9 protein-coding genes are annotated in these 12,715 nt (G+C 70.6%); 5 read left to right on the top strand and 4 right to left on the bottom strand.

Features of this window, described 5'->3' with window-relative positions; genetic code table 11:
* Window positions 1–58: 58 nt before the first annotated feature.
* Window positions 59–901, bottom strand: coding sequence for a PP2C family protein-serine/threonine phosphatase (locus tag ACH492_RS26375; RefSeq protein ID WP_398990163.1), 843 nt, complete (start codon window positions 899–901; stop codon window positions 59–61).
* A 145-nt stretch (window positions 902–1,046) separates the two neighbouring features.
* Here ACH492_RS26375 and ACH492_RS26370 point away from each other — a divergent pair, with 145 nt between their 5' ends.
* Window positions 1,047–2,129: an AI-2E family transporter gene (locus tag ACH492_RS26370; protein ID WP_398990162.1), complete on the top strand. Its 1,083-nt coding sequence runs from the start codon at window positions 1,047–1,049 to the stop codon at window positions 2,127–2,129.
* Here ACH492_RS26370 and ACH492_RS26365 read toward each other — a convergent pair.
* Window positions 2,066–4,198, bottom strand: a complete 2,133-nt coding sequence (locus ACH492_RS26365) for a SpoIIE family protein phosphatase (RefSeq protein ID WP_398990161.1) — start codon at window positions 4,196–4,198, stop codon at window positions 2,066–2,068. The two genes, ACH492_RS26370 and ACH492_RS26365, sit on opposite strands and share 64 nt — an antisense overlap.
* Window positions 4,199–4,336: 138 nt before the next feature.
* Here ACH492_RS26365 and aspS point away from each other — a divergent pair, with 138 nt between their 5' ends.
* Both aspS and ACH492_RS26355 read left to right on the top strand, forming a co-directional pair.
* Window positions 4,337–6,118 carry an aspartate--tRNA ligase gene (aspS, locus tag ACH492_RS26360; protein ID WP_398990160.1) on the top strand — a complete coding sequence of 594 codons (1,782 nt, stop codon included), beginning with the start codon at window positions 4,337–4,339 and terminating at the stop codon, window positions 6,116–6,118.
* Window positions 6,119–6,676: 558 nt separating this feature from the next.
* Complete coding sequence (locus ACH492_RS26355) at window positions 6,677–7,447, top strand: L,D-transpeptidase family protein (protein WP_398990297.1); 771 nt, start codon at window positions 6,677–6,679, stop codon at window positions 7,445–7,447.
* 52 nt (window positions 7,448–7,499) lie between these two features.
* Here ACH492_RS26355 and metG read toward each other — a convergent pair whose 3' ends face one another.
* Complete coding sequence (gene metG, locus ACH492_RS26350; protein ID WP_398990159.1) at window positions 7,500–9,113, bottom strand: methionine--tRNA ligase; 1,614 nt, start codon at window positions 9,111–9,113, stop codon at window positions 7,500–7,502.
* Window positions 9,114–9,265: 152 nt separating this feature from the next.
* Here metG and ACH492_RS26345 point away from each other — a divergent pair, with 152 nt between their 5' ends.
* Both ACH492_RS26345 and ACH492_RS26340 read left to right on the top strand, forming a co-directional pair.
* Entirely contained in the window at window positions 9,266–9,919 is a 654-nt protein-coding gene (locus ACH492_RS26345) for a response regulator transcription factor (RefSeq protein ID WP_398990158.1), read from the top strand.
* Window positions 9,916–11,031 (top strand): sensor histidine kinase, encoded by a 1,116-nt coding sequence (locus ACH492_RS26340; protein WP_398990157.1) that lies wholly within the window; start codon window positions 9,916–9,918, stop codon window positions 11,029–11,031. The genes ACH492_RS26345 and ACH492_RS26340 overlap by 4 nt, the downstream gene beginning before the upstream one ends.
* On the opposite strand, the gene ACH492_RS26335 is transcribed toward ACH492_RS26340, so the two are convergent.
* Window positions 11,028–12,644, bottom strand: coding sequence for a VWA domain-containing protein (locus ACH492_RS26335; protein ID WP_398990156.1), 1,617 nt, complete (start codon window positions 12,642–12,644; stop codon window positions 11,028–11,030). The two genes, ACH492_RS26340 and ACH492_RS26335, sit on opposite strands and share 4 nt — an antisense overlap.
* Window positions 12,645–12,715 lie beyond the last annotated feature (71 nt).

The following is a 12,715-nucleotide window of genomic DNA, read 5'->3' as shown; positions in this document are numbered from 1 at the left end:
TCGGCACGGACAAGCGCCGTTCCAGCTGCGCCGTCCGGCAGCACGGCGGCGTCGGCGGCTACGCGGCCGCCGGGAATCCGCCATAGCGGACGACCATGACGGCGGCATCGTCACTGTGACCAGTCAGATCGGCCACTTTGACCACTTCGGCGGCCAGGTCGTCGGGGTCGTCGCCGAATCCGGCGGAAACCAGCCGGGCCACCTCTGCGAGCCCCTCCTCTATCGGGTACTCCGGTCCTTCCACGACTCCGTCGGTGAGCAGGACGAGGGATCCCGCCGCCCGCAGCCGGAGGCGGGTGACCGGATACCGCTCGCCGGACACGACGCCCAGGGGTGGGCCACCACGGTCGAGGGCGATGCCGGAGCGTCCGTCGGCGCTCGCCCAGACCATCGGGACGTGGCCGGCGCGGGAGAAGGCAAGATCGCCGCTGATCGGGTCGAAACGCAGAAAGCAGCAGGTCGCGAAGCGGTTGCAGCCCATCGAAAGCAGCAGGTCATTGGCCTGGCTCAGCACCTCACCAGGGTCTGTGGTGGGGCCGGCGAGGGCCCGCAGGCTGGTGCGGACCTGCCCCATGAAAGCGATGGCTTCCACGTCGTGGCCCTCCACGTCCCCGATGGCGATCCCGACCGACCGGTCCGTCATCGGGAAGGCGTCATACCAGTCGCCGCCGACGTCCAGGCCGTCCTGTGAGGGCGTGTACCGGGCCGCGATCCGCAGGCCGGGCAGCTTCGGCAGCGCGGGCGGGAGCATGTGGCGCTGTAGGGCCATGGCCAGCTCCACCCGGGCCCGCTGGTACTTGATCCGGTCCAGGGCGTGGTCGACAAGACGCCCCAGGTTGGTCAGGAGTTCCTGGGCGCTGTCGGAGGCACTGTCGGACGGGGGGGTGCGGCGTTCACGCATGACCGCTCCGAGAGAATCCGTGTGTTCCTTATGTCACCTTAGCCCTCGCCTCGCCAGGCCCGGGTGTCACCCGCCTGGCCCCGACGCGGGCGAGCCCGGCGTGGTGGGCGGGACGGGGTGGCGGGAGCTGTGGTCGGGTGGGCGTGTGCAGACCCTTCTTCCCGAGCCCGTGAGGCGCCTTGCCGCCTGGTGCGTGGTCGCGCTGCTGGCGGCCGGGGTGGCCGCGGTCGGCGTGTGGCTGGTCGTGACGTTCAAGACCGCCGTCACGCCCGTGCTGCTCGCGCTGCTCGGGACCGCCCTTCTCGGGCCCCTGAACCGGTGGCTCGTCAAGATGAGGATGAATCGCTCGCTCGCCGCCGCGCTGACCTGTGCCGCCGTCGTCGCCGTCGTCGGCGGGGCCATGTACATCATCGTCAACGCGCTGATCGATACCGGCGACCAGATCATCTCCTCGCTGCGGCGGGCCGCCAAGGATCTCGCCCAGTACTTCGGGGCCGCCGGGACCTCGCTCGACGACATCGCCTCCAACTCGAAGGAACTGCTGGGGAAGTTCGGCGGGACCGCCGCGTCCGGGGTGATCAGTGGGCTGAGTGTGGTGGGCGAGCTGATCGCCACCGCCGTGCTGGCGCTGCTGCTCAGCTTTTTCTTTCTGCGGGACTCGCACAGGGCCGCGGGCGCTCTGCGGTCCCTCGTGCCCCGTACGAGCGGGGACGTCGTCGAGGCCATGGGGCGCCGCGCCTTCAAGTCCGTCGAAGGGTTCATGCGCGGGACGACGTTCATCGCGCTCATCGACGCGATCTGCATCACCGTCGGCCTGCTGGTCCTGCGCGTCCCCGGGGCGGTCGGGCTCGGGGCGCTCGTCTTCGTCGCGGCGTACATCCCCTATCTCGGGGCCTTCCTCTCCGGCGCCGTCGCCGTGCTCGTAGCGCTCGCGGACCGCGGGTTCGTGATCGCGCTATGGGTGCTGGGCGTGGTCCTGGCCGTGCAGGTGCTGGAGGGGCATGTGCTCCAGCCCATGATCCAGAGCCGTACGGTGCAGATGCACCCGGCGGTCGTGATGCTGGCGATCACCGCGGGGGCGTCCGTCGCCGGCATTCTCGGGATGCTCCTCTCCGTACCGCTCACCGCCGCCGCCTTCGGCGTGATCAGCGAGCTCAGGACGCGTTACGCAGCCGGGTCCGGGTCCGGGTCCGGGTCCGGGTCCGTCTCCGGGGCCGTCGGCTCGTAGAGCTCGAACCAGATCGACTTGCCCTCGCCCCGCGGATCCACCCCCCACGCGTCCGCGAGCACCTCCATCAGCAGCAGGCCACGCCCCGACGACGCCATCTCGCCGGGCCGCCGTCTGTGCGGCAGCTCGTCGCTGGTGTCCGCGACCTCCACGCGCAGCCGCCGTGCCGCATCCCCGCGGGCCACTTCCGCCACCAGCAGCGCGTGCCCGTCCGTGTGGACCAGCACATTGGTGACCATCTCGGAGACCATCAGCACCGCGGAGTCGATCTGCTCCGCGTCCGTCCAGTCGTGCAGCAGCTCCCGCAACTGCTGCCGGGCGGCCGCGATCCGCTCGGGCTCCGCCTGGGCCACGTTCATCGCCGTGCGCCGCGGGGCGTGAAGAGTCGGTGTGCCGTCCCGGGAGATCAACAGGACCGCGATGTCGTCCTCGCGCCGGTCGGCGAGCGGCCCGGTGGTGGAGTGCGACGCAGGGCCGTGCACCGCCTGGACGAGCGCGTCGGCGAGCTCTTCCAGCGACTGGTCCGCGTGGTCCTCGAGGACCGTACGCAGCCGGGCCCACCCCGTGTCCAGATCGTGCCCGCCGGTCTCAAGGAGACCGTCCGTGCAGAGCATCAGCGTCTCGCCGGGCTCCAGCACCAGCCGCGTCGTCGGATAGTCCGTGTCCGGGTCGATGCCCAGCGGCAGCCCGCCGTCGGTGGGGCGCACCAGCACCGTGCCGTCGGAGGTCCGCACCACCGGTTCCGGGTGGCCGGCCCGTGCGATCTCGATGCGGCCGGTGGGCGGGTCGACCTCCAGATAGAGGCAGGTCGCGAAGCGCGGGCTGGAGTGGTCGCCCTCCTCGTACGTGTCCGCCCCGGAATAATCATGCAGCCCGTGCAGAAAGCGGGAGGCGCGGGAGAGCACCGCGTCGGGCCGGTGTCCCTCGGAGGCATATGCGCGCAGGGCGATCCGCAGCTGGCCCATGAGTCCGGCGGCGCGCACATCGTGGCCCTGGACGTCGCCGATGACGAGGGCGACGCGTCCGGTCGGCATCGGAATGACGTCGTACCAGTCGCCGCCGACCTGGAGCCCGCCGCCCGTCGGGACGTACCGCGCGGCCACCGACATCCCCGGGACCTCGGGCCCGAGCACCGGCATCATCGAGCGCTGCAGGCCGAGCGACAGCTCCCGCTCGGAGTCGGCGACCTCGGCGCGGGCGAGCGCCTGCGCCAGCATCCTGGCGACCGTCGTCAGCACGGACCGTTCGTCGGGCGTGAAGGCGACCGGGTGCTTGAACGCGGCCATCCAGGCGCCCATCGTGCGCCCGGCGACGATCAGCGGCAGAAAGGCCCACGACTGCCGGCCGAAGCTCTGCGCCAGCGGCCAGCTGGTGGGGTAGCGGCGGCGGTACTCCTGTGGCGTCGGCAGATAGGAGGCCCGGCCGGTGCGCACCACCTCGGCGGCCGGATAGTCCGCGTCCAGCGGCATGTCGGTGAACGGGTGGTCGTCTCCCGGCCGGTGCCCGTGGTGCCCGACGATCGTGAGCCGATCGCCGGCCACCCCGAAGACGGCCAGGCCGTCCGGCGAGAAGCCCGGCATGGACAAGGAAGCGGCGACCCGCAGCACCTCCGCGGTGGAGCGGGCCTCGGCCAGCGCCCGGCCCGCGTCCAGCAGGAACGCCTCGCGCGAGCGCCGCCAGTCGCCGGTGATCGGACTCTGTGCGGCGGTCGTGCCCGGCTGCGGCTCTGCGACCTCCTGGACCATGCCGACCAGTTCGAAGTCGCCGCCGCGGATGAAGGGCTTGGAGCGGCTGCGTACGGTACGGAGCACATGGCCCGCCTCGTCGACGATCCGCAGTCTGGCCTCGGCCAGGGTCCCCTCGGCGACCGCGAGATTGACGATGCCGTTGATCTCGTTCCAGTCGACGGGGTGGAAACGGGAGCGCACGGCGGACTCGGAGAAGGCGCCCGGTTCGCCCGGCATCCCGAGCAGCCGGGCGGCCTCGGCGTCGAGGGTCACCGTCCCGGATGCGTTGTCCCACCGCCACAGGCCGGTCGCGATCGCGGCCAGGAGGTCCTCGGTGCGCATTGCCTCACTTTATTCGGATCTTCATGGCGACGACCTGGCGGGGTCCTGGCATGCGTATGTCAATGAGGTGTCCGGAGGCAGGCCGGTACCCTTGACGGGCCCACCCCTCCCAAATTCGCTAAGACTGGATGAACGACGATGCATCGGTACAGGTCCCACACCTGCGGCGAGCTCCGCGCCTCTGACGTCGGAGCCGACGTCCGGCTGAGCGGCTGGCTGCACAATCGGCGAGACCTGGGCGGCATCCTCTTCATCGATCTGCGCGACCACCACGGCATCACGCAGCTCGTCGCCCGCCCCGGCACCGCTGCCTACGAGACTCTCGACAAGGTCAGCAAGGAGTCGGTCGTCCGCGTCGACGGCAAGGTCGTCTCGCGCGGCGCCGAGAACGTGAACACCGATCTGCCCACCGGCGAGATCGAGGTTGAGGTCTCCGAGGTCGAGGTGCTCGGCGCGGCCGCGCCGCTGCCCTTCACCATCAACGCGGACGACGGCGTGAACGAGGAGCGCCGCCTGGAGTACCGCTTCCTCGACCTGCGCCGCGAGCGCATGCACCGCAACATCATGCTGCGTACGGCCGTCATCTCCGCCATCCGGCACAAGATGACCGCGCTCGGCTTCAACGAGATGGCGACCCCGATCCTTACCGCGACCTCCCCCGAGGGCGCGCGCGACTTCGTGGTCCCCTCCCGGCTGAACCCCGGCAAGTTCTATGCGCTGCCGCAGGCCCCGCAGCAGTTCAAGCAGCTGCTGATGATCTCCGGCTTCGACCGCTACTTCCAGATCGCGCCCTGCTTCCGCGACGAGGACGCCCGCGCCGACCGCTCGCCGGGCGAGTTCTACCAGCTCGACGTCGAGATGAGCTTCGTCGAGCAGGAGGACGTCTTCCAGCCGATCGAGAAGCTGATGACCGAGCTCTTCGAGGAGTTCGGCCGCGGCCGGCACGTCACCTCGCCGTTCCCGCGGATCCCGTTCCGTGAGGCGATGCTCAGGTACGGCAACGACAAGCCGGACCTGCGCGCCCAGCTGGAGCTCGTCGACATCACGGACGTCTTCGAGGGCTCGGAGTTCAAGGCCTTCGCCGGAAAGCACGTGCGCGCGCTGCCGGTGCCGGACACGGCTTCCCAGTCGCGGAAGTTCTTCGACGGCCTCGGCGACTTCGCCGTCGAGCACGGCGCGAAGGGCCTGGCCTGGGTGCGCGTGGCCGAGGACGGTTCGCTGACCGGCCCGATCGCCAAGTTCCTCACCGAGGAGAACGTCAAGGTCCTCACCGAGCGGCTCTCCCTCGCGCCCGGCCACGCGGTCTTCTTCGGCGCCGGCGACTTCGAAGAGGTCTCCAAGATCATGGGCGCGGTCCGCGTCGAGGCCGCCAAGCGCGCCGGCCACTTCGAGGAGGGCGTGTTCCGGTTCTGCTGGATCGTCGACTTCCCGATGTACGAGAAGGACGAGGAGACCGGCAAGATCGACTTCTCGCACAACCCGTTCTCGATGCCCCAGGGCGGCCTCGAGGCCCTTGAGACCCAGGACCCGCTGGACATTCTGGGCTGGCAGTACGACATCGTCTGCAACGGCGTCGAGCTGTCCTCCGGCGCGATCCGGAACCACGAGCCCGAGATCATGTTCAAGGCGTTCGAGATCGCGGGCTACTCGAAGGAGACCGTCGAGCACGAGTTCTCCGGCATGCTCCGCGCCTTCCAGTACGGCGCCCCGCCGCACGGCGGCATCGCGCCGGGCGTCGACCGCATCGTGATGCTGCTGGCCGACGAGCCGAACATCCGCGAGACGATCGCCTTCCCGCTCAACGGCAACGCGCAGGACCTGATGATGGGCGCGCCGACCGAGCTGGACGAGGTGCGGCTGCGCGAGCTGAACATCGCGCTTCGCAAGCCGGTCGCGGACAAGGACAAGCCCGCGAAGTAATACGTACGCCGAGGGGGCCCCGGACCGGAAGGTCCCGGGCCCCCTCGGCGTTCACAGGAACTCACAGGCCGCACCCACGCCCCTGCCAGGCCCGCTCCCAAGCGTCCGGGGCACTCGGCGTCGACCCCGACGAGACGCACGAGGGCACCGGTTGACACGAACCCCCTTCGTCGTAGGGCCCCGGAACCGAACGGTTCCGGGGCTCTTCTTGCGTGCCGCGGGTGGCGTGGCTCCTGACCGGCGACGCGGGCCTCACGCTTCGGCTGCGCGCGGGCCGGCAGGCGCTGGCAATGCCGGCCGACCCGCAGAACCGGCCGACGGTGTCCCGGGGCTTCGCGGCGAAGCAGCCGGCCGGTCCCGCTGATCGGAGGAGTCCCGGCCGCTCCGGACCCAGTGATCTACGTCAGCCTCTGTGTCTCCGGCGACGCCTCACGCGTTGTGACCGAAACGCGACAGATGATCGTATATGTCCGATTCAATGACGAGGCGACCGAGGACGCCCAGCCCGACCCCGACCTCGAAGAAGCACATCAAGCTGTCGAACTGAAAGGCCCGCACATGTCCCTCCGCACAGGACCGTTCCAGGCGGTCGCCCTGGCCGTCGCTGGTCTGCTGCTCACTGGCTGCGCGGGCGATACCGGCAATACTGCGCCCGCTGCTGCGAAGAGGCCCGCGAGCGAGGCTGCCAAGTCGGGCTCCGCCGGGCAGCTCGGCGCCCAGGCGCAGACCGTCCTGCCGCAGGAGATCCCCTCCCTCGGACCACGGACCCGCGCCAAGATCACCGAGGTCAACCGGCAGGCGGTCGTGGTGGTCGGTAACCACCCCAACTCCAATCAGTCCGTCACCATGCTCTACGAGCGGGATCCCGTCCGGGGCTGGAAGCCCGTTTCCGGCCCGTGGCCGGCGCACAACGCTCTGCTCGGCTGGACCGACGACCACCGCACGGCCGACAATCGCTCGCCGATCGGGGTCTTCGGCCTCACGGACGCGGGCGGCAGGCTGCCCGACCCCGGCACGAAGCTCCCGTACGACGAGGGACCCGTCTTCGACGCGCCCGGCACCGGTTTCGAGGGGGAGTCTCTCGAGGGGTCCTTCGACCATGTCGTGGCCATCAACTACAACCGCGAGCCAGGGAACAGCCCGCTGGACTGGACCCGGCCGCTCGGCGCGGAGAAGGGCGGCGGTATCTGGATCCACGTCGATCACGGGGGCCCCACGCAGGGCTGCGTCTCACTGCCGCTCGCCAGGATGAAGCAGCTGCTGCGTTGGCTGGACCCGGCGAAGCGGCCGGTGGTGGTGATGGGCGACGCGGCGGCGCTGGGACGCTGACATACGTGAAAGGGGCCCCGGACCAGGTCCGGGGCCCCTTTCGTACGCCTGACTACGCGGGCTTCTCCTCCAGGCGCGGGAACAGCACCGCGCCCTTCGTCACCGTCACGCCCGCCGGGAGCTTGCCCCACTCGCCCGCGTCCTGGACCCGCTGGTCACCGAGGGCACCCAGCGACGCCTCCGCGCCGAGCGAGTCCCACAGGGCCTGCGAGGTCTCAGGCATGACCGGGTTCAGCAGCACCGCGACCGCCCGCAGCGACTCGGCCGCCGTGTACAGGATCGTCGCGAGACGGGCCTGGCCCTCCTCGGACTCGTCCTTGGCGACCTTCCACGGCTCCTGCTCAGTGATGTAGCCGTTGACCTGCTTGACGAAGTCGAAGACCGCCAGGATGCCGCCCTGGAAGTCCAGCTCCTCGCCGATCTTCCGGTCGGCCTCGGCAACCGCCTTCGCGAGTCCCGCCTGGACCGCCTTCTCCGCCTCACCGGACGCCGTCGCCTCCGGCAGCGCGCCGCCGAAGTACTTGCCGACCATCGCCGCGACACGGGACGCGAGGTTGCCGTAGTCGTTGGCGAGCTCGCTGGTGTACCGGGCGGTGAAGTCCTCCCAGGAGAACGACCCGTCCTGGCCGAACGCGATCGCGCGCAGGAAGTACCACCGGTACGCGTCCACGCCGAAGTGCGAGGTCAGGTCCTGAGGCTTGATGCCCGTCAGGTTCGACTTCGACATCTTCTCGCCGCCGACCATCAGCCAGCCGTTCGCGGCGACGCGACCGGGCACCGGCAGGCCGTTCGCCATCAGCATCGCGGGCCAGATGATCGCGTGGAAGCGCAGGATGTCCTTGCCGACCAGGTGCACATCGGCCGGGAAGGTCTCTTCGAACTTCGCCGGGTTCTCGTTGTAGCCGACCGCCGTCGCGTAGTTGAGCAGCGCGTCGATCCAGACGTAGATGACGTGCTTGGGGTCCCACGGCACCGGGACGCCCCAGTCGAACGTCGAGCGCGAGATCGAGAGGTCCTGCAGGCCCTGCTTGGTGAAGTTCACGACCTCGTTGCGGGCGGACTCGGGCTGGATGAAGCCGGGGTTGGCCTCGTAGAACTCCAGCAGCTTCGGGCCGTACTCGCTGAGCTTGAAGAAGTAGTTCTCCTCCTTGAGGATCTCCACCGGCTTCTTGTGGATCGGGCAGAGCTTCTGCCCGGCGTACTCGCCCTCGCCGTCGAGCAGATCGGCGGGGATTTTGTACTCCTCGCAGCCCACGCAGTACGGGCCTTCGTACCCGCCCTTGTAGATCTCGCCCTTGTCGTACAGGTCCTGCACGAACTCCTGCACACGGTCGGTGTGCCGCTTCTCGGTCGTACGGATGAAGTCGTCGTTCGCGATGTTCAGGTGCTCCCAGAGGGGCTTCCAGGCCTCCTCGACGAGCTTGTCGCACCACTCCTGCGGGCTGACGCCGTTCGCCTCGGCAGTGCGCATGATCTTCTGACCGTGCTCGTCCGTGCCGGTGAGGTACCACACCTTCTCGCCACGCTGACGGTGCCAGCGTGTGAGCACGTCGCCTGCGACGGTCGTGTAGGCGTGGCCCAGGTGAGGAGCGTCGTTGACGTAGTAAATGGGGGTCGAGACGTAGTACGCCTTCGCCCCCTGCTTCTCGGATCCAGTGGCCGCCATGGTCGAAATCCTAACGGCCCGCGGAAGGTCCACTCACCCGGTTAAAGGGGGTGGAGAGGTCTGCGAAACATCTCGTCCCGTAGAAAGGCGCATCCTGGGTGGGGAGGGGGCGCGGCGGGTGCGTGGGGAGCGGGAGCAGGGGGGACGGCAATATGCGGGTACTGGTCGCCGAGGACGAGGAAGTCCTGGCCGAGCTGGTCGCGACCGGGCTGCGGCGGGCCGGATTCGCCGTCGACACCGTGTACAGCGGGGACGCCGCGCTCGCGTATCTGGGGCTGCACGACTACGACGTCGTCGTACTCGACCGCGATCTGCCGCGGGTCCACGGCGACGACGTGGCGCGCAAGCTGGTCGCGTCCGAGTCCCGCACGCGGATCCTGATGCTGACCGCTTCCGCGTCCATGGAGGACCGGGTGGAGGGCCTCGACCTGGGTGCGGACGACTATCTGGGCAAGCCCTTCGAGTTCCCCGAGCTGGTCTCCCGGGTGCGGGCGCTGCGTCGGCGCAGCGCCCGGACGGTGCCGCCGCTGCTGGAGCGGCACGGGGTGCGGCTCGACACGGTGCGGCGGACGGCCGAGCGGGACGGGCGGGATCTGGATCTGTCGCCGAAGGAGTTCTCCGTACTGCAGATCCTGCTGGAGGCGGACGGGGCGACGGTCTCGGCGGAGGAGCTGCTGGAGCGGGCCTGGGACGCGCACGCGGATCCGTTCACGGGCGCGGTGAGGGTCTGCATGAGCAAGCTGCGGGGCAAGCTGGGGGAGCCGCCGCTGATCCGTACGGTGCAGGGTGTGGGGTATGTGCTGTGAGCCGTCCTTACCTGGGGCCCGGGTCGACGATCCGGACGCGGATCGCGCTCGTCTACGGCGGGGTCTTTCTGGTGCTCGGCGGTGTGCTGCTGGGGATCGTCAATCTGCTCTCCCGCGCCGGTACGGAGGACGAGGTCGCTTCGATAAGGCGGCGCGCCGTTCCCGCGCTGCCGGTGACGGACGTGCGCGGGGTCACGGTCGACCAGCTGACCGACAGCGTCCGGGACGCGGCGGGGCAGCAGATGCTGATCTGGTCGGCGTTCGCCCTGCTGGGGACGGCGCTGTGCGCGGTCGCGGTGGGGTGGTGGACGGCGGGGCGGGTGCTGCGGCCGGTGCACGCGATGACGGCGAAGGCGCGGCGGCTGTCGGAGCGGACGCTGCACGAGAGGATCGGGGCGAGCGGGCCCGACGACGAGCTGAAGGAGCTCGGAGACACGCTGGACGCGCTGCTGGCGCGGCTGGAGAAGGCGTTTGACAGCCAGCGGCGGTTCATCGCGAACGCGTCGCACGAACTGCGTACGCCGCTGGCGACGCAGCGTACGGCGATCCAGGTGGGGCTCGACGAGTCGGCTTCGGCGGAGGAACTGGCCCGTACGAAAACGGTGTTGCTCGACAACAACCGGCGCAGCGAGCGGCTCATCGAGGGGCTGCTGGTGCTGGCGCGCAGCGAGCGGGGACTTGCCGAGCGGGAGGATGTCGACCTGGGGGAGGTCGTGGCGGAGGAGGCGGCGCGCTACGAGGTGAAGGCGGCGGTCGGGTCCGGCTCCGGCGGGGCAGGGGTGGTGCGCGGGAACCGGCTGCTGCTGGCCCAGCTGGTGGGGAACCTGGTCGCGAACGCGGTGGCGTACAACGTGCCGGACGGGACGGTGGACGTGGCTTGTGCGGGCGGGGTCCTGACGGTGCGGAACACCGGGCCGGTCGTGGCGGCAGAGGATGTGCCGGCGCTGTTCGAGCCGTTCCGGCGGGGGGAGGGGCGGGACCGGATGGGTCCCGGCGCGGGGCTGGGCATGTCGATCGTCCGCTCGATCGCCGACGCCCACGGCGGCACGGTGACGGCCGAGCCCGGCCCTGAGGGCGGACTGGCCGTCACCGTGACGCTGTCGGTGGCTTAGCTCTGCCAGCGGGCGAGCAGCCCTTCGTACAGCTCGGCGTCGGTGAGCTCGCGGGGGGCGGGGCCGGCGTGGAAGAAGCCGGTGTTGCCCGTGGCGTTGTCGGCGGTGAGCTTGCGGAGGTAGTCGAAGGCCTTCGCGTCGTGCTCGCCGAACGCCACGAACTGCCAGAAGACTCGTGCCGACTTGTCGGCGGCCGCGGCGAGCGCGGCGGTGGCGGCGGTCTTGGACTCGGGCGCACCGTCGGTCTGGAAGATCACGAACGCGGGAGCGTCGGCGTCGGCCTTGGCGTGCAGGGCGAGGACCTCTTCGACGGCGAGGTGGTAGTTCGTACGCCCCATGCGGGCGAAGGAGTTGTGGAGCTCGTCGATCCGTCCCTGGTGGGCGGGGAGGGTGAGCTCGCCGGTGCCGTCGATCTCGGTGGAGAAGAAGACGACGTTGACGGTGGCGTCGTCGTCCAGATGCGCGGCGAGCGCGAGGGCCTGCTCGCCGAGCTGCTGGGCGCTGCCGTCCTTGTAGTAGGCCCGCATGGACCCGGACCGGTCGAGCACGAGATAGACACGCGCGCGGGTCCCGGTGAGCCCGCGCTGCTTGAGGGCGGCGCCGGCGGCGGCGTAGTGGGGGGCGAGGTGGGGCGGGATGTCGGCGACGGCGTCTGCGTCGGCCTTCGGCTCGACCTCGACGACGGCGGCGGCGACGGGCTCGGGCGCGTCGGCCTCCGGCTCGGCGACGGGTGCGTCGGCCTTCGGCTGGGGTGTGGTGTCGGCTTCCGGCTCGGCGACGGGTGCGTCGGCCTTCGGCTGGGTCGTGGTGTCGGGTGCGTCTGCCTCGGGCTCCGCCTCGGCGGCGGGAGCCGGGATGCTCTCCTCGGCTTCGGAGTCCGCTACGGCAGCGGCAGCGGCAGCGGCAGGGGCCTCGGTCTCCGCCTCAGCAGGTGCGGGGGCGGGTGCGTCGGCCTCCGGCTCGGGCGCGGTGCTGGTCTCCGCGGCCTCCGCCTGGGCGTCCTCCGCCTCAGCGGCGGCCACGGGCTCGGTGGGCTCCGGCTCGTCGGCCTTGTTCACCGGCTCCGCCGGAACAGCCTCCGGCTCGGACGCGGTGCTGGTCTCGGCGGCCGAATCGGCCTCCGCCGCGGTGGGGGCCGCAGTCTCCTCTTCCGGCTCCGCCGTGGCGGTGGGCTCGGTCTCCTCGGCCGTGGCCTTCGAAGCCGCCTCCGCCTCCGCCGCGGGCTCGGGCTCGGTTTCCTCCGCCTGGGCGACCTCCGTCTGGGCGACCTCCGCCTCAGCGGGGGCCACAGGCTCGGTGGGCGCCGGCTCAACAACCGGCTCAACAACCGGCTCGGCGGAAGCCGCAGCGGCCTCCGCCTCCGTCGGGCTCGGCGGCACCCTGTCCGGCGACGCCTGTGCCGGAACCGACGCGCCCTCGCCCCTCGGGGCCGGGTTGTCGAAAGCCGCCGAGACCAGGTCCGCCGCCGCCCGTTCCGCCGGGGACGGGGCCGGGACCGTCGCTGTGGGCGGCTCCGAGCGTTCGGTCTGGGGCGGGACGGAGGCTGCCGCCGACTCGTTGAGCTCCGATTGGTCGCGTCCAAACACCTTGCGCAGCAAGCTCCGAATGCCCATGGGCCAGGCCTTTCGCATGAGTGAGTGCGTGAATGTCCACACTTGGGCCGGGCGTCCATAGGGTGTCCTGG

The sequence above is a fragment of the Streptomyces sp. NPDC019443 genome (assembly GCF_044389785.1).
GTDB lineage: Bacteria > Actinomycetota > Actinomycetes > Streptomycetales > Streptomycetaceae > Streptomyces.
The sequence above is the reverse complement of the archived record's forward strand: the minus strand, read 5'-3'. Positions and strand labels throughout refer to the sequence as shown.

Coding starts and splice junctions, on each gene's coding strand:
- aspS (WP_398990160.1), top strand. CDS start 4,337: ATGCATCGGTACAGGTCCCACACCTGCGGCGAGCTCCGCGCCTCTGAC.
- ACH492_RS26365 (WP_398990161.1), bottom strand. CDS start 4,198: ATGCGCACCGAGGACCTCCTGGCCGCGATCGCGACCGGCCTGTGGCGG.
- ACH492_RS26345 (WP_398990158.1), top strand. CDS start 9,266: ATGCGGGTACTGGTCGCCGAGGACGAGGAAGTCCTGGCCGAGCTGGTC.
- metG (WP_398990159.1), bottom strand. CDS start 9,113: ATGGCGGCCACTGGATCCGAGAAGCAGGGGGCGAAGGCGTACTACGTC.
- ACH492_RS26355 (WP_398990297.1), top strand. CDS start 6,677: ATGTCCCTCCGCACAGGACCGTTCCAGGCGGTCGCCCTGGCCGTCGCT.
- ACH492_RS26335 (WP_398990156.1), bottom strand. CDS start 12,644: ATGGGCATTCGGAGCTTGCTGCGCAAGGTGTTTGGACGCGACCAATCG.
- ACH492_RS26375 (WP_398990163.1), bottom strand. CDS start 901: ATGCGTGAACGCCGCACCCCCCCGTCCGACAGTGCCTCCGACAGCGCC.